The following is a 22,076-nucleotide window of genomic DNA, read 5'->3' on the forward strand; positions in this document are numbered from 1 at the left end:
CAATACGCGCCTACTCTTGACGGGTCTGTAGCTCAGGGGTTAGAGCAGGGGACTCATAATCCCTTGGTCGTGGGTTCGAACCCCACCGGACCCACCAATTCCCAAGCCCGGACGTATGTTTGGGCTTTTTTGCCATTTATGGCGGCACATTTAGACCGGACAGGCAACACGGCTTTTCCCTGCATCTACCTTTTGTCGGACGATCTCATTATGAACCCGAAAATTCCCGCCACAGCGGCTATATTGGTTAAAAACTCGGAACGCTATCTGCACGAAATATTGACCGCGCTTCAAGACTTCGATGAAGTTTTGCTGCTCGACAACGGCTCGACCGACCGCACCTTTGAAATCGCCGAACGCTTCACCAACATCAGTTATCACAAACATAACTTCATCGGCTTCGGCCCGATGAAAAACCTTGCCGCAAAACTTGCGCGAAATGATTGGATATTCAGCATAGACAGCGACGAAGTGGCAGATAGAGAACTGATTGCCGCCATCCGCAAAGCCGTGGCGGAAAACAAAGAACAAAACATCTTCTCCCTCTCTCGCCTGAACCATTACAACGCCCGCCTGATCAAAGCCTGCGGCTGGTATCCCGACATTATCCCACGTCTTTACCACCGCCGGTTTACCCGTTTTTCCGACCGTCAGGTGCATGAATCGCTGATTTTGCCGCCCGATGCAAACGTCCGTCCGCTCGAAGGTCATCTGAAACACTATTCCTTCGAAAATGCCGAAGGGCTGATTCAGAAAATGCAGCAATACAGCTCGCTCTACGCCGAAGAAAACCGCTACAAAAAAGACAGCTCACCCTTCAAAGCCCTGTTGCACGGCAGCGTATCGTTTGTCAAAAACTACCTGCTCAAACGCGGTTTCGCCTACGGCGCGGACGGTCTGACCATTTCCATCGCCAACGCGCAAGGTTCGTACTACAAATATGTCAAACTTTACGAGCGCAACCGCAATATCAGCGTCGCCCTGATTGTAACCACCTACAACCGTCCCGACGCGCTGGAGCCGGTTTTAAAATCCGCGCTCGCGCAAACCCGCCTGCCCGACGAAATCATCGTCGCGGACGACGGTTCGCGCCAAGACACTGCCGCAGTCGTCGAGTTCATCCGCAGCCATACCGACATCCCCATCAAACATTCTTGGCGGCCGGACGACGGTTTCCGCGCCGCCGAATCGCGTAACCGCGCACTGGCGCAGGCAAAAAGCGACTACATCATCCTTATCGACGGCGATATGATACTCGACCCGTCCTTCATCGCCGACCACCTCAAACCCGCACGCAAAGGCAGGCTGATACAGGGTTCACGCGTTATCCTGACCCAAGGGCGCACCCAAGAAATTTTAGCCTCCGGCGAATTGCCCGATTTGTCCGCGTTCAGCCAAGGCATAGAAAAACGCCTGTCCGCCCTGCGCTGCCGCAGCCTGTCCGCCCTGATCGGCAGACAAAGCAGCCGCAAACACAAAGGCATCAAAACCTGCAATATGGGCTTTTTCCGCAGCGATGCGCTGGCTGTAAACGGCTTCGACAACCGCTTTGTCGGCTGGGGGCGCGAAGACAGCGAGTTCGTCGCCCGCCTCTTCCATAACGGCATAAAACGCCACAACCTTAAATTTGCCGGCATTGCCTACCATCTTTGGCACAATGAAGCCGAACGCAATGCCTTACCGCAAAACGATGCATTGCTCAAAGCCACGCTGTCCGAACAAAAAATCCGCTGCGAAGACGGTTTGGACCGCTTCTTACCATAACAGCACCTATATCCTTATTTCTACCATCACTCCCGCACAGGCAAGAATCCGGTTTTTTGAATTTCGGTTATTTTAAATAAATCCTGAAACTTTAATCTCGTCATTCCCGCGAAAGCGGGAATCCAGTCCGTTCGGTTTCAGTTTTTGTGTTTCGGATAACTTCCTATGATTTTTCGTTACCGGATTCCCACTTGTGTGGGAATGACGACGAAAAGACGGTCGTTGTTTCGGATAAATCACCGTAGCGTTAAAATTCCGTATCCCCACTCTCGCGAAAATGACGATATGCGTATTCTCTATTTAATCCACAATAAAAACTTCAGACGGCCTATGCCGTCTGAAAGCCTTTGATGCAACAAACCACCAAATTATATTCGTTCATTGGAAAGAAACACCCCAAATCCATCCTTCAAAATAAGAAAATCCCAATATCCCCCGATATTACGCAGCCTATTGGCAAAGTTTTGCAGCGTCTTCCCCGGCTTGTGCTGCCGCATCAAGTGCTTTGTTACAATGTATAGTGGACTAAATTTAAACCAGTACAGCGTTGCCTCGCCTTAGCTCAAAGAGAACGATTCTCTAAGGTGCTCAAGCACCAAGTGAATCGGTTCCGTACTATCTGTACTGTCTGCGGCTTCGTCGCCTTGTCCTGATTTTTGTTAATCCACTATACTACTTTCACATTTCTTAATAAATTTTATGAGTAACCATACTTCTTGGTCGTCCAAAATCGGTTTCGTGCTTGCTGCGGCAGGTTCGGCCATCGGTTTGGGCGCGATTTGGAAATTTCCTTATACGGCAGGCACCAACGGCGGCGCGGTGTTTTTCCTGCTGTTTTTGATATTTACTATCTTGGTCGCCCTACCCGTTCAGCTTGCCGAATTTTATATCGGGCGCACGGGCGGTAAAAATGCCGTCGATTCCTTCAGGGTTCTGCGTCCGGGCACGCAATGGCTTTGGGTCGGGCGTATGGGCGTTGCCGCCTGCTTTATTTTGCTGTCGTTTTACAGCGTGGTCGGCGGATGGGTATTGAATTATGTCGTCCACAGTTTTACGGGGGCGGTTCATACCGGAGCGGACTTTGAAGCCCTGTTCGGCACAACGATTTCCAATCCGGCAGGTTCGCTGTCCTATCAGGCACTGTTTATGCTGATTACGGTTTGGGTGGTCAAAGGCGGGATTTCAGACGGCATTGAAAAGGCAAACCGTTATCTGATGCCGGGGCTGTTTATCCTCTTTATTGCGCTTGCAATCCGTTCGCTGACGCTGCCGGGTGCAATGGAGGGCGTGTCTTTCCTGCTCAAACCGAATTGGACGTACTTTAAAGCCGATACGATGATTACGGCTTTGGGACAGGCGTTTTTTGCCTTGAGCATCGGCGTTTCCGCTATGATTACCTATGCTTCGTATTTGGGAAAAGATCAGGATATGTTCCGTTCCGGCCATACGATTATGTGGATGAACCTCTTGGTTTCGCTGTTGGCAGGTTTGGTGATTTTTCCGGCGGTATTCGCCTTCGGTTTTGAACCCAGCCAAGGGCCGGGATTGATTTTTATCGTATTGCCGTCGGTGTTTATGAAGATGCCGTTCGGTACGGTTTTGTTTGCGGTATTTATGCTCTTGGTTGTTTTCGCCACGCTGACTTCGGCGTTTTCGATGTTGGAAACGGTCATTGCCTCAACCATCCGCCAAGACGAGCGCAAACGCAAAAAGCACACTTGGCTTATCGGCACGGCTATTTTCATTGTCGGCATCCCGTCCGCGCTGTCTTTCGGCGTATGGGGTGAGTTTAAGGTTTTCGGCAAAACCATTTTTGATTTGTGGGACTATGTTATTTCCGCCGTCATTATGCCGATTGGTGCTTTGAGTGTTTCCATCTTTACCGCCTGGATTCAGGACAAGCAGTCTGTGTTAAAAGATACCGGCGCGGGCAGCACCGTACCCCGAGCAGTGCTGCTGCTGTGGCTGAATACCTTGCGCTACCTCGCCCCGATTGCCATTATTATCGTTTTCGTCAATTCTTTGGGCATCCTTTAAAAATCCCGCCCAACGGCAAAATGCCGTCTGAAAGCCTTTCAGACGGCATTTTGCTTCAGGTTCAACCTATTTCGTTCAAAGTATTGTCCGGCATCAGCAGCCAAACTTTAAGCCGCCTGCTTTCGGCAACCGACCGTATCAAGGGCAAATCCATAATGGAAAACGCCGTCGACAAGGCATCGGCAACCGCCGCATCATCCGCCATTACGCTGATGCTTTTATAACGCGGCGTACTCACGCCGGTTCGCGGATCGAACAAATGGGTAAACCTGCCCGCTTTGTCCATCACCGTCCCATAGCCGCCCGAAGTGGCAAACGCCTTGTCTTTCATCGTGATATTTGCCAACACGCCTTCTTCATCGTCCGGATTGCGGATGCCGACATTCCAAGTCCGCCTGCCGTTTGTATCAAATCCCCTGATTTCGCCCATATCGACCAGCGCGGCAGGCACGCCGTTTGCTTTAAGCAGCGCAACAACCTTGTCCGTGATATAGCCTTGCGCGATGCCGTTCAAGGACAAACCCATACCCTTTTCGGCAAAACGGATTTCACGGTCGTCAAACGAGACTTTGCCGAAGCCGACCCGCTTCAGGGCTTCATCCACGCTGTTTTGAGGCGGCGGCGTTTCCGCATCGGGATGGGCGGAAAAATAATCGGCATACAGTTTCCACAAAACCTGAACCGTCGGATCGAACGCGCCTTCCGTCAGCGCGTGAATATCGCGGCACAGGCTCAACAGTTCCAAGAAATCCGCCGGAGGCGAAGTCAGGTAACCGTCCCTGTTCAAGCGGCTGATCAGACTGTCTTCACGGTAAAGGCTGAACATTTTTTCCAAACGCGCCACTTCCGCCAAAACCTTGTTGACCAAATCCGCCGCCTGTCTGTCGTCCACACCGAACAGGCGCAGCTCCGCGCCGGAACCCAGCGCGACACCTTTCCAGAAAAACACATTTTCATCGCGTTTTTCATCCCCGTTGCGTTTTTCATCATCGGCGGCAAAAGGATTCGGCAGGAAAGAAACCGCCACACCCGCCGCCGCAACGGCGGCAACCGTCAAAAAACGCCTGCGCCCGAAATGCCTGCCCATACCGCCTCCTAAACCGATACTGCCGCCCTGATATGCGGATGAGGGTCGTAACCTTCCAACTCGAAATCTTCAAATTTGAAGGCAAACAAATCTTTGACTTCAGGATTGATTTTCATCACAGGCAAGGCGCGCGGTTCGCGTTCCAACTGCAATGCGGCCTGCTCGAAATGGTTGCGGTACAAATGCGCATCGCCAAACGTATGGATAAACTCACCTGCTTCCAGTCCGCATACTTGCGCCATCATCATGGTCAACAATGCGTAGCTGGCGATGTTGAACGGTACGCCAAGGAAAATATCGGCGCTGCGTTGGTAAAGCTGGCAGGACAGTTTGCCGTCGGCAACGTAAAACTGAAACAGCGCGTGGCAAGGCGGCAAGGCCATCTCATCGACCAAAGCCGGATTCCATGCCGACACAATCAGGCGGCGCGAATCGGGGTTTTTCTTGATTTGTTCCACCACATTGGCGATTTGATCGATATGCCTGCCGTCAGGTGCGGGCCAACTGCGCCATTGGTAGCCGTAAACCGGGCCCAAATCGCCGTTTTCGTCCGCCCACTCGTCCCAAATGGAAACATTATTGTCTTTCAGGTATTTGATATTGGTATCGCCTTTGAGAAACCAAAGCAGCTCGTGGATTATCGAGCGCAAATGCAGCTTTTTGGTCGTCAGCAGCGGAAAGCCCCTGCCCAAGTCAAAACGCATCTGATAACCGAATACGGAGCGCGTACCCGTACCGGTGCGGTCTGATTTGTCCGTACCGTTGTCGAGGACGTGGCGCATCAAGTCCAAATAGGCCTTCATCATCATCTTTCATCAAATTAAACAGAGCATATTATAACATTTCCGGATAATGCCCAAAACACAGATTCAGGCAGGCAGGATTGTTGACAATCTCAATCCTTTTCCACAGTAAAAGCAGGCGTGAAAACAAAATTACCTTGATTGGAATCAAAAAATCCAGTTTAATTACTTGAAATAAAATTCCAATAATATTTTTATTTTCAAAATTAATTTATGATTATTGATTTATTGTTGGCAATAAACATCAAATATCAAAAATATGGAAAAAATAATGTCAACAATTTGTGCAAAATCAGACTTGGCATCAGAAAAAAATAGGTTTATATTGCCAACTACAAATTCGTTTTCCCATTAGTACAACATCAATCAAAAGGAGTATCCGAATGACTGACTTGAACACCCTGTTTGCCAACCTCAAACAACGCAACCCCAATCAAGAGCCGTTCCATCAGGCGGTTGAAGAAGTCTTCATGAGCCTCGATCCGTTTTTGGCACAAAATCCGAAATACACCCAGCAAAGCCTGCTGGAACGCATCGTCGAACCCGAACGCGTCGTGATGTTCCGCGTAACCTGGCAGGACGATAAAGGTCAAGTCCAAGTCAACCGTGGCTACCGCGTGCAAATGAGTTCCGCCATCGGTCCTTACAAAGGCGGCCTGCGCTTCCATCCGACCGTCGATTTGGGCGTGTTGAAATTCCTCGCTTTTGAACAAGTCTTCAAAAACGCGCTGACCACCCTGCCTATGGGCGGCGGCAAAGGCGGTTCGGATTTCGACCCCAAAGGCAAATCCGATGCCGAAGTGATGCGCTTCTGCCAAGCCTTTATGACCGAACTCTACCGCCACATCGGCGCGGACACCGATGTTCCGGCCGGCGACATCGGCGTAGGCGGGCGCGAAATCGGCTACCTGTTCGGACAATACAAAAAAATCCGCAACGAGTTTTCTTCCGTCCTGACCGGCAAAGGTTTGGAATGGGGCGGCAGCCTCATCCGCCCCGAAGCGACCGGCTACGGCTGCGTCTATTTCGCCCAAGCGATGCTGCAAACCCGCAACGATAGTTTTGAAGGCAAACGCGTACTGATTTCCGGCTCCGGCAACGTGGCGCAATACGCTGCCGAAAAAGCCATCCAACTGGGCGCGAAAGTGCTGACCGTTTCCGACTCCAACGGCTTCGTCCTCTTCCCCGACAGCGGTATGACCGAAGCGCAACTCGCCGCGCTTATCGAACTGAAGGAAGTCCGCCGCGAACGGGTTGCCACTTATGCCAAAGAGCAAGGTTTGCAATACTTTGAAAACCAAAAACCGTGGAACGTTGCCGCCGAAGTCGCCCTGCCCTGCGCGACCCAAAACGAATTGGACGAAGAAGCCGCCAAAACCCTGTTGGCAAACGGCTGCTACGTTGTTGCGGAAGGTGCGAATATGCCGTCGACTTTGGGCGCGGTCGAGCAATTTATCAAAGCCGGCATCCTCTACGCCCCGGGCAAAGCCTCCAACGCCGGCGGCGTGGCAACTTCAGGTTTGGAAATGAGCCAAAACGCCATCCGCCTGTCTTGGACGCGCGAAGAAGTGGACAACCGCTTATTTGAGATTATGCAAAGCATCCACGAATCCTGCCTGAAATACGGCAAAGTCGGCGACAAAGTAAACTACGTCAATGGTGCGAACATCGCCGGCTTCGTCAAAGTTGCCGATGCGATGCTGGCGCAAGGCTTCTAAGCAAACGCCGCCGACCCGCAAACAAAATGCCGTCTGAACCGCAAACGCTGTTCAGACGGCATTTCCTTATCCGGGCATTTCAAACCTTTTTTCCTGTGTTTGGATACCCGGCCGATTCCATCCGTTTACAAGTGAAAAGTCGCTTATTTCCGTTTGGGCGCAAACCGGTTCCATTGAATAAAGGCTGTCCGATTGTTGGTGCGCTATGCCGTCTGAACGGCATTCACACCGCCCAATCCTGCACGCGCTTCAAATCGTTTTGCGCCAAAGTATCCGCGTGGCGGTTACGGCTCTGATATTCCCTATCTTTCATGATGCTGCTTGCCACATAATTCAAATGTGCCTTTGCCGCCTCCGAAGCCTCGCCCGGCCGGCGGTTCGATATCGCCTCATACAGCACGCGGTGCTGCGCCATCAGTTTCGGACGCGGATCTTCTTCCTGATTCAGATAAATAAGGCTGCTGCGCGTCTGCCGGTACAGCATTTTCAACAAACCGCCCGACAAATGGCTGAACAACAAATTGTGCGCCGCATCGGCAATCGTCTGATGAAAGCTGACATCGGCTTCGCTCTGATGTTCCAAATTGCCGCTTCCGCACGCTTCCTCAAACTTTTCAAGCCAAAACCGAATCCGCTTCAAATCGGCATCCGTCCGGCGTTCTGCTGCCAATGCCGCCATACAGCCCTCGATGTGGCAGCTGAAATCAAAAACATCCTGTTCCCAATTGGAATGTTTGCCCAAAAGCTCCTGCCAACTTTGCAAAAAATCCTGCTGTGGCTTGACCGAAACATAATAACCGTCTCCCTGTCTTGCTTCCAAAACCTGACGGGCAACCAAAACATTCAATGCCGACCTGACCGACGGGCGCGAAACGCCGAACTCTTCCGCCAAAACGCGTTCGGGCGGAATCTTGCCCCCTTCCGCGTAAACGCCTTCCGCAATGCGGCCTTCCAATACCGACAATACCTGATCGCTGATTTTCTGAGGCCTTACCAGTTTCATTACCCCTCCTTTATAAAGATTCCCTGCAGAACCCTTCCGAAATACATCAAATATCAAATTGGACTGACCAATCAGGGCGGATTCTAATGACACGCCGTTCCCTCCGTCAACGGCATTTACCTCGCACCGCCCCGAAACATAAGAAAAAACTACACCAAACTACAATTTTTGTTCATGCAAATATTTGTTTTAACAGTATTTAAACGAAAGCTCCGATTCAAATCTGCCGAACCGCCCAAAAATATATTGACCTGAATATTAAAGTTTCGTAAAGTAATGCAACGTTGCTTTAATTGGTTTGACCACTATTGCCGACGATTAGAAAAATATTTTCGGAGATGTTCAATTATGGAAACTTGGGTTCAAAACTACACGGCAATCGGCGGCAGCCTGTATCTGACTGCCGCCGCCGCACTCTTACCCATCGTCTTTTTCTTTGCCGCGCTGACCGTCCTGAAGCTCAAAGGCTATCAGGCGGGGCTTTATACGCTGCTGATTGCGCTTGCCGTTGCCGTATTCGGCTTCGGGATGCCTGCGGGTATGGCGGTTTCTTCCGCGCTGTACGGCTTCGCTTACGGATTGTGGCCGATTGCCTGGATTATCGTTACCGCCGTGTTCCTGTATAAAATTACCGTAAAAACAGGGCAGTTCGACATCATCCGCGCTTCCGTGATTTCGATTACCGAAGACCAACGCCTGCAAATGCTGCTGGTCGGCTTCTCCTTCGGCGCATTCCTCGAAGGCGCGGCAGGCTTCGGCGCGCCGGTGGCGATTACCGCCGCTTTGCTGGTGGGCTTGGGCTTCAATCCGCTCTACGCCGCCGGTTTGTGTTTGATTGCCAACACCGCGCCCGTGGCTTTCGGCGCGATGGGTATTCCCATCTTGGTTGCCGGTCAAGTGTCCAATCTCGACCCTTACCATATCGGTCAGGTAGCAGGCCGCCAACTTCCTATCCTGTCAGTCATCGTACCCTTCTGGCTGGTCGCCATGATGGACGGTATGCGCGGCATACGCCAAACTTGGCCCGCCGTATTGGTGGCGGGCGTGTCTTTCGCCGTTACCCAATTCATTACCGCCAACTTCATCGGCCCGGAATTGCCCGACGTAACCTCCGCACTGGTCAGCCTGATTTGCCTGTCCGCCTTCCTGAAAAAATGGCAGCCTAAAGAAATCTTCACGTTCAACGGCATGAAAAAACCGTCCGAACGCAAAGCGGGCGAATACACTGCCGGACAAATCATCAAAGCATGGTCTCCCTTTGCCATTCTGACCGTTTTCGTCAGCGTGTGGACGATTAAAGGCGTTAAAGAGGCTTTGGGCGTTGCTACCATCAAATTCGACTGGCCGATGCTGCACAACTTGGTACAAAAAGCCGCGCCCATCGTCAGCGAACCGACACCATACGCCGCCGTGTTCAAAATCGACTTCCTCGGCGCAGTCGGTACGGCAATCCTGTTTGCTTCCATCGTTTCCGCCGTTTTACTGAAAATGAAGCCTTCCGAAGCCGTCGGCACGTTCTTTGAAACGCTCAAAGAACTGCGCCTGTCCATCCTGTCCATCGGTTTGGTACTCGGTTTTGCATTCGTGGCAAACTATTCAGGACTGTCGTCTACATTGGCACTCGTCCTTGCCGCTACCGGTGCCGTGTTCCCCTTCTTCTCGCCGTTCCTCGGCTGGCTGGGCGTATTCCTGACCGGTTCGGACACCTCCGCCAACGCGCTCTTCGGTTCACTGCAAGCCAGCACCGCGCATCAAATCGGTGTTACCCCCGAGCTGACCGTTGCCGCCAATACGACCGGCGGCGTAACAGGCAAAATGATCTCCCCTCAATCCATTGCCATCGCATGTGCGGCAGTAGGCTTAGAGGGCAAGGAATCCAACCTGTTCCGCTTCACCGTGAAACACAGCCTGATTTTCTGTAGCTTTGTCGGTCTCCTGACCCTCCTGCAGGCATATGTTTTGCCGTGGACACTGATTTTCTTTAACAAATAAAACATCCGTAAAAATGCCGTCTGAAACAGGTCATGTTTCAGACGGCATTTCTTTTGTGCAGCCCATATCTTTCTTATTGATATATGTTAAAAAAAATATCATTCCCCTTTTAACATACAAACTAGTCCTATATACTACCTAAGTAGTATTAACGTAAAACCTTCTATATAGAGAAACTGATATGAAAACTACCCACTTCCTACTCCTTCCCCTCGCAGCCGCGCTAAGCCAAACATGGGCAGCCCCTGTTGCGGAAGAAACCGCCGAACTCTCTCCCGTTACCGTTACCGGGACACAGCAGCAAAAAGCCAATACAGTCAAATTCAATCCTAAAGCCACCCTCCAGCCCCTACCGGCAGGGGATGGCGCGGATTTGCTGCAATCCGTCCCCAATATGAGCATCATTCGCAAAGGCGGCAGCTCGGGCGATCCATTGTTCCGCGGTTTGGGCGGCTCACGCCTTGCCATCAACGCAGACGACCAGTTCGTTTACGGCGGCTGTTCCAACCGCATGGACCCGCCCACTTCCTACATCCACCCCAGCACGTTTGACGAAGTTATCGTAACCAAAGGCCCGCAAACCGTTACCCAAGGGATGGGTTTGATCAGCGGTTCCGTTCATTTCGTCCGTAAAGATCCGACCTTCCACGAACAACCCTACTCCTTCAACGGCAGTACCACATTAGGCAGCAGCGGCAGACGCGATGCCGCATTTGAAGCAGGTGCGGGTGGCAAATACGGTTATGTCCGCCTCAACGTCTCACACAACGAATCTGACGACTATAAAGACGGAGCAGGCAACCGCGTACATTCCAACTTCAAACGCGACAGCCAAATGGTTCAGTTGGGCGTTACCCCGACCGAAAACACCACCATCGCCGGCACATACGAACGCAGCCGCGGTAAAGCAGCCTACGCCGACCGCATGATGGACGGCAGCAAATTCGACCGCGACGCGTGGAATGTCCGCATCAGCCAACGCAATATCACACCTTGGTTAAGCGAAATCGAAGCACGCTACGGATCCAGCGAAATCGACCACGTTATGGACACCTACAGCCTGCGTCCCGTCGGTATGATGGGCAAACGCGCTATGAATCCCAAACGCCGCACCGATACCGGCAACCTCAAAGCCACTTTCGATTGGGACAACGTCAACCTTCAAACCGGCATCGACTATATGCGCGACCGCCATACCGAACGCAAAGGCGATGAAAACTACGCTTCGATTCCTTTCAAGCCTACCCAAAGTTTTGACCAACTGGGCGGCTTTGCCGAGGCGGCTTGGCAACGTAACGATGCACAAAAATTGATTGCCGGCTTCCGTCATGACCAAGTAACAGGCACATACGAAACCAAGGCAGACTCCGATCCCCTCAAAAAAACCAAATATCCTTTGACTTCCGGCTTCTTCCGTTTCGAGCAAACTGCGGGCAATACCAAATACTACGCAGGTTTAGGCATCGCCCAGCGTGCGCCCGACTACTGGGAACGCAAAAAATCGGAAAACCTCCGACTCCGAAAAGAAACCAACCGCCAACTTGATGCAGGGCTGATTTGGAACAGCGGAAATTGGCACGTCTCCGCCTCTGTATTTGCAGGCAAGGTTGACGATTTCATCATAGTCGAACCAAAACCGATGACGCATCATACCGCCGGCAGCGCGTCGGCACCTAGCCATCACATGGGACACCACCACACAGGACCCACTCCGACGGCACCGGCAACAGGCGTGCCCGCCGGCAGCCATACTCCGACGACACCGGCAGCAGGCGGACACGCCAGCCATCATCATGGTGCAGACTTGAGCGCACGCAATATCGATGCCATCCGTCTAGGCGGCGAAATTGAAGTGAAATGGGAATTCGCTCCTAATTGGAGCATAGCCAGCAACCTAGCCTATACCTACGGTAAAAACCGTACCGACGGCAAACCGTTGGCACAAACCCCGCCGCTCGAATGGAACAACACCCTTGCCTTCGACAACGGCAAATTCAGCGCGGGCGCACTGTGGAAACTGGTTGCCAAACAAAACCGCTACGCCAAAGGACAGGGCAACATCATCGGTCAGGACATCGGCGCATCCGCAGGCTTTGGCGTACTTTCCGTCAATGCAGGTTGGAAATTCAACAAATACGCCACCCTGCAAGGCGGCGTGGACAACGTCTTTAACAAAACCTATGCCGAATTCGTCAGCAGAAGCGGAGGATTTGTCGATCCTGCCGCCGGCATCAAAACCACCCGCGTCAACGAACCCGGCCGCACCGCTTGGTTAAGGCTGCAAGCCAAGTTCTAAACGCCTGCATTTTAAAATGCCGTCTGAAACCTTATCGTTTCAGACGGCATTTTTTGCAAGGTGCGACAATCCGTCGTTCCGCTAGCATTGCCTTTTTCCCCTCATATCACGGTTTAATATAAATCTTTATAACTAGATAAATAGATATATTTTGACAACAGTCAAACTAATCCTAAATAATATTTACACTAACTAGTATAATTACAACATTTTGCTAAAATCCCGCCGCCCAAACCACTAAAAGGAAAAATCATGCATACCCCCCCCCGCCATTCACGCACTGCGCTTGCCGTATCATCCGCACTCATGCTGTTATGCGCCGCGCACGTCTCCGCCGCAGATATTGCCGCCCTTCCGGAAATACACGTCAAAGAACTGGGAAAACAAACGGCTTCCAACTACACCATCCCCGCTTCTTCCGCCGCCACAGGCATCAAGCTGACCCAGCGTGAAACACCGCAATCCCTGTCTGTCATAACGGCAAAACAAATCGAAGACCAAGGCTTGGACAGTCTGCAGGACGTATTGAAACAAACACCGGGCGTATTCCACAGCAAAATGGGCAACAACGTATCCGGCCATAGCCAATTTATTTCGCGCAGTCAGGCGATTGACAGCATTTCCGTGGACGGCGCGCCCAAATTCCTTTACGACGGCAAAGCCATCCGCCGCGGCACCAACAATCTGGACAGCGAATTGTATGACCAAGTCGTCGTCGTACGCGGCGCAAGCGGTTTGTCCAACGGCGGTATGGGCGAGCCGGGCGGTACGGTTGCTTTGGAACGTAAAAAACCGACTGCCAAACCTGCCGTCAGCGTCGAAGCCGGTGTCGGTTCGTGGAAGCACTACCGCTTCGTCCTTGATGCCAATCAGCCTTTGAATGCAGACAATACCTTGCGCGGCCGCACTATTTTGGTCAGCGACCACGGCGGCGATTACCTGCCGAACACTTCGCGCCACAATCATACGTTCTACGGCATTCTGTCCTACGACATTGCCCCTCAGACTCAATGGAATATCGGTACGGAAATACACCGTTTCCGCAATAAGGGCAGCTCGCGTTTCAGCTACCTGACGGCAGCAGGCAATAAGACAGACGGTTTCATACCGTTTGAGGCTTCGCCGCGCAGCAATTCCTCGGCAAAATGGGCTTACGGCAAAGACACCAGTGCCGAAGTATTCACGTCTCTCAGCCATGAGTTTGACAACGGCTGGAAACTGACAGGCAATTACAGCTATCTGACAGGTAAAAGCGACATCGTTTCAGGCATTGCCGGTACATACAAAATCAATACCAACTACTCCGCGCTTTTCACTTCAGACCGCGACCGCAGCAAATACCGCGACCAAAATTTTTCCCTGATTTTGGACGGCGATTATCCGGCACTGGGCCGCTCGCATGAATTTAATGCAGGCATCAGCTATCAGGACAACAAAGAAAACCTGTCTTTCTATGAAGAAGGCGAATCGACGATTCCCGATTTGCGTAAATTTGACGGCAACATCGCCAAACCCGATATGCCGTATTCGCGCGATGGTTTTACCGATATGAAAAACCTGTCGGTTTACGGCTCGACCCGTTTCAAACTGACCGACAAGCTGGCATTGATAGGCGGCGGACGTTTTGTAGATTGGCGGTACCGTTACAGCACTGACCGTAACAAATTCGCTTACAGCAGCCACAAACAAAACGTTTTCATTCCTTATTTGGGTGTAACTTATGATCTAGACGACAACCTGACTGCCTATGCGTCCTACACCACCATCTTCCGCCCACAAGTGCGCAACCTGACCAAAGACGGCAAACCGCTCGAACCGCAACGCGGCAAAACCTACGAGACCGGTTTGAAAGCTTCGTGGTTTGAAGGCCGTCTGAATGCTTCCGCGTCTGTGTTTATGAACAAACGCGACCACTTGGGCGTGGTTGAAGGTGAATTCGCGAATGGCGATGAATACTACCGTGCAGTCAACAACACCACGACAAAAGGCGTGGAACTCTCTGTCGGCGGCCGCCTAAGTGATAAATGGCTGCTGAATGCGTCTTATGCACGTTCCAAAATCAAAAACAGCGAAGGAGTTCAACTGCATCCGTCTTATCCGGTTCATTTGTTCAAACTCTTTACCGCATATGACGTAACCGACCGTTTGAACCTGGGCGCAAACGTCAACTGGCAAAGCCGCAGCCACACGCTGGATGAATACCCTGCAGACATCAACCCTGCCACCGCAGCCGCATTGACCCAACGCCCCTACGCCACGCTGGATTTGACCGCGCATTACAAAATCGGCAAATCCACCCGCATCGGTTTGGACTTTGAAAACGTGTTCAACAAACGCTACCGCACCATGCCCGACATCCATGTTTACGGCACGCCGCGCAGCCTGACCGCAACCGTCAAACATACTTTCTAAACGGATACGGCCTGCCGTCTTGAAAGGCAGGCACCGGAAACCGTTTTAAAGAAAGAAATGCCGTCTGAAACCTTATCGTTTCAGACGGCATTTGGTTGCCCGGGCGGTTATTTGTCGGTTTGGGTATCCCGTTTCAATCCTCCGCCGAGCGCCTTGTACAAATCGGCAAGGTTTTCGGCGCGGGTCAGTTGTGCCGACAAAGCCGCACCCTCCGTCGAATAGCTGCTGCGTTCCGCATCGAGCAAGTCGAGCGCGCCGGATACGCCGTGTTTGTAACGCAGGCCGACCAAGCGCAACGCTTCTTTAGAGGCACGGCTTTGTTTGCTTAAAGCGGCATAGGCTTTATCCAGCTGCTCTCGCGCCGCCAATGCGTTTGCCACGTCTTGAAAGGCGGATTGGACGGCGGATTCATAGGCAACGATTTGTGCCTGTTGGCGCAGCTTGGCTACATCAAGGTTGGCTTTGTTCGTACCCCAGGTAAAAATCGGCAGGGTAATAGACGGCGCGAACGACCAAACGCCCGTGCCGCTTTTGAACAGCCCGCCCAATTCGGCAGAACCCGTACCGACGCTTCCGGTCAGGCGGATGGATGGGAAAAAGGCGGCGCGTGCCGCACCGATATTGGCGTTTGCCTGTTTAAGCGCATGTTCGGCGGCACGGATGTCGGGACGGTCGAGCAATACTTCGGAACTCAAACCGGCCGGCAGCTTCTCAACAAAAAACTGCTTGTCCAACGGCAAACCGGCGGGCAGGTTGTCGGGTATCGGTTGGTTAATCAGGGTTGCCAAGGCATTGCGCGCCTGTTCGCGGCTGCGCGCGGCATGGGCATAATCGGCTTTGGCGGATTCGATTAAGGCTTCCTGCTGACGTAGGGCGACGGCGGAAATTACGCCTGCCTTGTACCGCAATTCGGACAGCTTGTAGGTTGCTTCGCGCGTTTTCAGAACACGCTGCGCCAAAGACATCGCTTCTTCGGCATAACGCTCGTTGAAATAGGCTTTGGCAACAGTGGCAATCAGGCTCAAATGTGCCGCATCGCGGTTGGCGACACTGGCAAAATAGCCTTGCAGTGCTGCTTCGCTGCTGCTGCGGACGCGTCCGAACAGGTCGAGTTCGTAGGATGCCGCGCCCAGTCCGACATTGTAGCTGCTGCTGACATTGCCGCCGCTCAAACTGCCTTGGCGCGAGCCGTTCGCATTGGCGGCAAGCGTGGGCAGAAGGTTGTTGCGCTCGATCATGTATTGTTTGCGGTAGATTTCGCTGTTCAATACGGCTGTACGCAAACTGGTATTGCGTTCGAGTGCGATGTCGATCAGCTTTTGCAGGCGCGGGTCGGCAAAATAGTCATGCCAACCCAAATCGACGGCACGGATGCCGCTGTCGGCAGTATCGTTTTTAAACGTTTCCGCAACTTCGACTTTAGGCTGCTCGTATTTGGGAATCATGGTACAGGCAGACAATGCAAAGGCTGCTGCAACAGAAGTCAAGGTGGTTTTCAATGTAGTATTCATAAAAAAGTCCCGATGCCGTCTGAAAATCGGCGGTTTTCAGACGGTATTTTGCTTAATATTGTTTATCGTCCGAACCGGTTATACCCGCTTCTGATGCATGTCTGACCGCCATTTCATGCTCGTGTGCAGTTTCTTTGAAGAATTTGCGCACCACCACATAGAAAAGCGGAACAAGGAACACGGACAAAAGCGTGCCGACCAACATCCCCCAGAATACGGTCGTGCCGATGGCGCGCTGGCTGGCAGAACTTGCACCGCCGGCAATATACAGGGGAACCACGCCCAAAATAAAGGCGAACGAAGTCATAATAATCGGACGGAAACGCAGGCGGGCTGCTTCCAAAGCGGCTTCGACCGCGCTTTTCCCTTGTGCTTGAAGGTCTTTGGCAAACTCGATAATCAAAATCGCATTTTTCGCACTCAAACCCATCACGGTAACGAAACCGACTTGGAAGTAGATGTCGTTGGCAAACGAGGGAACGCTGCCCAACAATCCTTCAAACAAATTGCGCCCGGTTACGCCCGCAGCCGCACCGATCAAACCCAACGGAATCACAAGGATGACCGCCAGCGGAATCGACCAGCTTTCATAAAGCGCGGCAAGTACCAAAAATACGGCTGCAACCGCCAAACCGTACAAAATCAGGGTTTGCGAACCGCCTTTTGCCTCTTCGCGCGACTGTCCGCCCCATTCGAGGCTGTAACCGCCGCCCAATTCGTCAACCATTTTTTGAACCGCCGCCATGGCCTGGCCGGTGGAAACGCCGGTTGCGGGCGAAGCGGACAGCTCCATCGAGGGATAACCGTTGAAACGGACGCTCTGTTCCGTACCGTTTTCCCAAGAAACAGTGGCAATGGTGGAAAGCGGCACAGACATACCGGATTTGTTCGGCACGGTCAGGTTCAAAATATCGGCAGGCTGCATACGGGCATCCCCGTCTGCCTGCACCATCACGCGCTGCAGACGGCCTTGGTTCGGGAAGTCGCTGACATAAGACGAACTCAGCGCGCTTGCCAATGCGGTGCGGATGTCGGCAAACGAAACGCCTTGCGCCGCCGCTGCGGCACGGTTGATGTCGATTTTCAACTGCGGCGCATCTTCCAAACCGCCGGCACGGACGGTACTGGGATTAAACAGTCCGCTGGTACGCATTTTTTGAATCAGCTCGTTGCGTTTCGCCAGCAATGCGGTATGACCGGTATTGTTGCGGTCTTGCAGGTTGATGGTCAGACCCGAACCGTTGCCCAACTCCATAATCGGAGGCGGAACGATGGCGATGCCGAAACCGTCTTTAAGCGTCCCCATCATCATACCCGTCAGCTTGCCGGCAACCGCAACGGCATCGCTGCCGGAGGTTTTACGTTCGTCCCAATCCTTAAGCATCGCAAAACCCATCGCCATATTCTGGCCGCTGCCCGAAAAGCTGAAGCCGGAAACGGTAATGATGTTTTCAATTTCAGGAATGCTTTTTGCCAATTGTGTAACTTGCGCCAGCGTCGCATCGGTACGCTCTTTGGTCGCACCCGCAGGCAGTTGCACGCTGACCATGACGAAGCCTTGGTCTTCGGTCGGCAAGAAAGAAGTCGGCAGGCGCATAAACAGGAATACGCCGACAACCGCCAAACCGGCATAGGCAACCATCATACGGAAAGCCTTACGCAACACTTTGGCTACCCAGCCTTCGTAGCCGTTCGTCCAACTGTCGAATTTCTTGTTGAACCAAGCGAAAAAGCCTTTTTTCTCTTCGTGATGCCCTTTGGGGATTGCCTTCAGCATCGTGGCGCACAAAGCAGGTGTGAGCGTCAGCGCGAGGAAGGCGGAAAAGCCGATAGATGCCGCCATCGTCAGGGCGAACTGTTTGTAAATATTGCCCGTCGCCCCGCTGAACGTTGCCAGCGGCACAAATACCGACATCAACACGGCGGTAATACCGACCACCGCACCGGAAATCTGACCCATTGCTTTTTTGGTTGCAGCCTTAGGCGGCAGGCCTTCACCCGCCATAATGCGCTCGACGTTTTCAACCACCACAATCGCGTCATCGACCACGATACCGATGACCAATACCATCGCAAACATCGTCAATACATTAATCGACATACCCATATAAGAGATGAAGGCGAAACCGCCCAACAGCGAAATCGGTACGACGATGGTCGGAATCAGCGTATAACGGATGTTTTGCAGGAAGAGGTACATCACGACAAACACCAGCACCATCGCTTCGATTAAAGTGTGAATCACTTTTTCAATCGAAATTTCAACGAATTTGGAAGTATCGTAAGGGGTTTTCCAGCTCATACCCTGAGGAAAGTATTTTTCCAACGTCGCCATGCGTTCTTTAACCGCCTTTGCCGTCGCCATCGCATTACCGCTATTGGACAGCATCACCGCCATACCGGTGGTATTTACCCCGTTCAGACGGGTTGAGGAAGAATAGTCTTCCATACCCAATCCGACTTTCGCCACATCCTTCAGGTAAACATTAGAACCATCAGTATTGGCGCGGAGGATGACGTTGCCGAATTCTTCGGCCGTACTCAACTGCCCTTGCGCCGTTACGGTAGCCGTAACAGTCTGTCCGCGCACAGCGGGAAGCGAACCGATGGAACCTGCGGAAATTTGAATATTCTGTGCCGACAGCGCACTGCCGATATCGGCAAACGACAAATTGTAGTTTTGCAGTTTCTTAGGATCGACCCAAATCCGCATCGCGCGTTGCGCGCCGAACAGGCGTACCTGCCCCACGCCTTCGATACGCTGCAACTCGGGAACGATATTACGCTGCGCGTAGTCGTTCATCTCTTCGGTTGACTGTACGTCTGACGACAGCATCACAATCATCAGGAAATTGGAACGCGCTTTGGATACGGTAACGCCGTACTGTTGAACGGTTGCCGGCAACATGCTCAATACTTCGGAAAGCTTGTTTTGCACCTCCACCTGAGCCAAATCTTCATTGGTTTCAGGCGTAAAGGTCAGGCTCACGCTGCCGCTGCCGCTCGAATCGGCGGAAGTGGTCATATAGTCCAAACCTTCCACGCCGTTCATATTCCGCTCGATAACGGAAAGTACGCTGTCTTCCATCACTTGTGCGGATGCACCCGGATAAGTAGCCCTCAGGGTAATATTCGGTGCGGCAACAGACGGATATTGCGAAACCGGCAGGCTTCTAATGCCGAAAATACCCGCCGCAATAATGAAAATCGAAATAACCCACGCGAAAATGGGGCGGTCGATAAAAAATTTAGCCATCGATGCCTTCCTTATTTCGCTTCAGAAGCAGGTTTGGCTTCAGATGCCGTCTGAACGCCGGATTGAGGCGCGGCGGCTTGGTTTTCAGACGGCGCCCATTCTTTGGGCGTTACCTTTTTCGCACCCGTTATACCGGCGATACTGATGCCTTCCACAACCACCTTATCCCCGTCCTTCAGACCGGACGTAACAATCCAATTCGCGCCCTGCTGTTGCGCGACCGTTACCTCGCGGGGTTCCATACCGCCTTGGGCGTTCACAATCATCACGGTATCTTTCGTACCGCGCGTTACCGCCTGCTGCGGAACGATGAATGCATTATCCACCGCCACTTGGTCCATCAGCACGCGCACATACAGGCCGGGCATCAGGATATTTTGATCGTTCGGCACGGCGGCACGCAGGGTAATCTGACCGGTCGATTCGTCAACGGTCGGATCGGCAAACAGCAGGCGGCCTTTTTCAGGATAAACCGTGCCGTCGTCAAATTTGATGCCGACCGCTACCGCACCATCCGCCGCCAGCAGCTTGCCCTCGGCTATCTGCCGACGCAGTTTCATCACTTCCGATGCAGACTGGGTAACGTTCACATACATCGGATTGGTTTGGCGAATGGTTGCCAGCACGGTCGTATCGCCCGCATTCAACAGCGTACCTTCGGAAACTTTGGACTGGCCGATAAAGCCCGAAATCGGTGCGGTAATGCGCGAACGGTTCAGGCTGATGCCGGCAGATTTGATCGCCGCCTGCGCCGCTTTAACGCCTGCTTCGGCAGAACGTTTCGCCGTTACCGCAGCATCATATTCCTGCCGGCTGACGGCTTCGGCGGCAACCAAAGGCTTGTATCGCGCCAAATCCGCATCCGCTTTGGCAAGCGTTGCCTGTGCCGTTGCCAGTTGCGCGCGCGCGCTTTCCAGACTTGCTTCATAAGTGGAACTGTCTATCTGATACAGCGGCTGTCCGGCACGGACATAACTGCCTTCTTGGAACAGGCGTTTTTGGATAATGCCGCCAACTTGCGCACGGACATCGGCGGTACGCAGCGATTCCAAACGTCCCGGCAACTCGACGGTCAACGCAACGGTTTGCGGATGGACGGTTACGACACCGACGACGGGGGCCGGGGCTTCCCGACCCGCAGGCTGCCCGCCCTGTGCCGCTTCATCTGCTTTGCCGCAAGATGACAGTGCCAACGCGACAGAGGCAGCCAACGCAGCCGCACGCATCGCCTTAGAAGCATAAAAAGCCATTATTTATCCTATCTATATGATTTTATTAAAGGATTTTAGATTTAACAGAAATTCCCGTTTCAAAATACAAAACCGCCTGCTTCGGCATCCCTGTATTCAAACGGGTTGCAAAGCAGGTGGGTTCGGCACTTCGGCACTGGGAAACTGTCTCAATTTCAGGGGCGTTATTATACATACACGATTGCACGGATACAAAGTCTTTTTTATAATCCCAACCGTCAAACCGCGACGGAACAAAAACGCCATTATGAGAAAAACCAAAACCGAAGCCTTAAAAACCAAAGAACACCTGATGCTTGCCGCCTTGGAAACCTTTTACCGCAAAGGGATTGCGCGCACCTCGCTCAACGAAATCGCCCAAGCCGCCGGCGTAACGCGCGGCGCGCTCTATTGGCATTTCAAAAATAAAGAAGACTTGTTCGACGCATTGTTCCAACGTATCTGCGACGATATCGAAAACTGCATCGCGCAAGATGCCGCAAATGCCGAAGGAGAATCTTGGACGGTATTCCGCCACACGCTGCTGCACTTTTTCGAGCGGCTGCAAAGCAACGACATCCACTACAAATTCCACAACATCCTGTTTTTAAAATGCGAACACACGGAGCAAAACGCCGCCGTTATCGCCATTGCCCGCAAGCATCAGGCAATCTGGCGCGAGAAAATTACCGCCGTTTTGACCGAAGCGGTGGAAAATCAGGATTTGGCAGACGATTTGGACAAAGAAACGGCGGTCATCTTCATCAAGTCGACCTTGGACGGGCTGATTTGGCGTTGGCTCTCTTCCGGAGAAAATTTCGATTTGGGCAAAACCGCCCCACGCATCATCGGAATAATGATGGACAACTTGGAAAGCCATCCCTGCCTGCGCCGGAAATAATCAAGCCTTGGTAAAAATGCCGTCTGAAAACCTTTTTGCTGTTTTCAGACGGCATTTGCCTTTTCAT

At 52.4% G+C, this 22,076-nt stretch carries 13 protein-coding genes and 1 tRNA gene; 8 read left to right on the plus strand and 6 right to left on the minus strand.

The window, feature by feature from the left end:
• Positions 1-21 precede the first annotated feature (21 nt).
• From Q3O12_RS07585 to Q3O12_RS07595, 3 genes are all read left to right on the plus strand, one after another.
• Positions 22-97 (plus strand) — tRNA-Ile (locus tag Q3O12_RS07585).
• A gap of 113 nt (positions 98-210) precedes the next feature.
• Entirely contained in the window at positions 211-1,764 is a 1,554-nt protein-coding gene (locus Q3O12_RS07590; RefSeq protein WP_301669928.1) for a glycosyltransferase family 2 protein, read from the plus strand.
• Between the two features lie 699 nt (positions 1,765-2,463).
• On the plus strand, positions 2,464-3,801 hold the full coding sequence (locus Q3O12_RS07595) for a sodium-dependent transporter (protein WP_301669929.1): 1,338 nt from the start codon (positions 2,464-2,466) through the stop codon (positions 3,799-3,801).
• Between the two features lie 61 nt (positions 3,802-3,862).
• Here the strand turns inward: Q3O12_RS07595 and Q3O12_RS07600 are convergent, their stop codons facing one another.
• Positions 3,863-4,888, minus strand: a complete 1,026-nt coding sequence (locus Q3O12_RS07600; protein WP_301669930.1) for an FAD:protein FMN transferase — start codon at positions 4,886-4,888, stop codon at positions 3,863-3,865.
• Between the two features lie 8 nt (positions 4,889-4,896).
• Entirely contained in the window at positions 4,897-5,691 is a 795-nt protein-coding gene (locus tag Q3O12_RS07605) for a thymidylate synthase (RefSeq protein WP_301669955.1), read from the minus strand.
• Positions 5,692-6,074: 383 nt separating this feature from the next.
• Between Q3O12_RS07605 and gdhA the strand changes: the two genes are divergently transcribed.
• On the plus strand, positions 6,075-7,409 hold the full coding sequence (gdhA, locus tag Q3O12_RS07610; RefSeq protein WP_301669931.1) for an NADP-specific glutamate dehydrogenase: 1,335 nt from the start codon (positions 6,075-6,077) through the stop codon (positions 7,407-7,409).
• A 223-nt stretch (positions 7,410-7,632) separates the two neighbouring features.
• Here gdhA and Q3O12_RS07615 read toward each other — a convergent pair whose 3' ends face one another.
• Positions 7,633-8,412: a FadR/GntR family transcriptional regulator gene (locus Q3O12_RS07615; RefSeq protein ID WP_301669932.1), complete on the minus strand. Its 780-nt coding sequence runs from the start codon at positions 8,410-8,412 to the stop codon at positions 7,633-7,635.
• A gap of 348 nt (positions 8,413-8,760) precedes the next feature.
• On the opposite strand from Q3O12_RS07615, the gene Q3O12_RS07620 reads away from it, so the two are divergent.
• From Q3O12_RS07620 to Q3O12_RS07630, 3 genes are all read left to right on the plus strand, one after another.
• Positions 8,761-10,404, plus strand: a complete 1,644-nt coding sequence (locus Q3O12_RS07620) for a lactate permease LctP family transporter (protein WP_301669933.1) — start codon at positions 8,761-8,763, stop codon at positions 10,402-10,404.
• 181 nt (positions 10,405-10,585) lie between these two features.
• The gene (locus Q3O12_RS07625) at positions 10,586-12,700 is read left to right on the plus strand and encodes a TonB-dependent receptor domain-containing protein (protein ID WP_301669935.1); all 2,115 of its coding nucleotides are present in this window, start codon (positions 10,586-10,588) and stop codon (positions 12,698-12,700) included.
• A gap of 252 nt (positions 12,701-12,952) precedes the next feature.
• Complete coding sequence (locus Q3O12_RS07630) at positions 12,953-15,112, plus strand: TonB-dependent siderophore receptor (protein WP_301669936.1); 2,160 nt, start codon at positions 12,953-12,955, stop codon at positions 15,110-15,112.
• Positions 15,113-15,219: 107 nt separating this feature from the next.
• Here the strand turns inward: Q3O12_RS07630 and mtrE are convergent, their stop codons facing one another.
• The 3 genes from mtrE to mtrC are packed head-to-tail and all read right to left on the minus strand — an operon-like array spanning position 15,220 to position 21,129.
• Positions 15,220-16,623, minus strand: a complete 1,404-nt coding sequence (gene mtrE, locus Q3O12_RS07635) for a multidrug efflux transporter outer membrane subunit MtrE (RefSeq protein WP_301669937.1) — start codon at positions 16,621-16,623, stop codon at positions 15,220-15,222.
• 52 nt (positions 16,624-16,675) lie between these two features.
• Positions 16,676-19,879 (minus strand): multidrug efflux RND transporter permease subunit MtrD, encoded by a 3,204-nt coding sequence (gene mtrD, locus Q3O12_RS07640; protein ID WP_301669938.1) that lies wholly within the window; start codon positions 19,877-19,879, stop codon positions 16,676-16,678.
• Between the two features lie 11 nt (positions 19,880-19,890).
• Positions 19,891-21,129 (minus strand): multidrug efflux RND transporter periplasmic adaptor subunit MtrC, encoded by a 1,239-nt coding sequence (gene mtrC, locus Q3O12_RS07645; protein WP_301669939.1) that lies wholly within the window; start codon positions 21,127-21,129, stop codon positions 19,891-19,893.
• Between the two features lie 247 nt (positions 21,130-21,376).
• On the opposite strand from mtrC, the gene mtrR reads away from it, so the two are divergent.
• A complete protein-coding gene (gene mtrR, locus Q3O12_RS07650) occupies positions 21,377-22,009 on the plus strand; it encodes a multidrug efflux system transcriptional repressor MtrR (RefSeq protein ID WP_107863027.1) in 633 nt (210 codons plus the stop codon).
• Positions 22,010-22,076: the final 67 nt, after the last annotated feature.

The organism is Neisseria benedictiae (genome assembly GCF_958267435.1).
GTDB classification, from domain to species: domain Bacteria; phylum Pseudomonadota; class Gammaproteobacteria; order Burkholderiales; family Neisseriaceae; genus Neisseria; species Neisseria bergeri.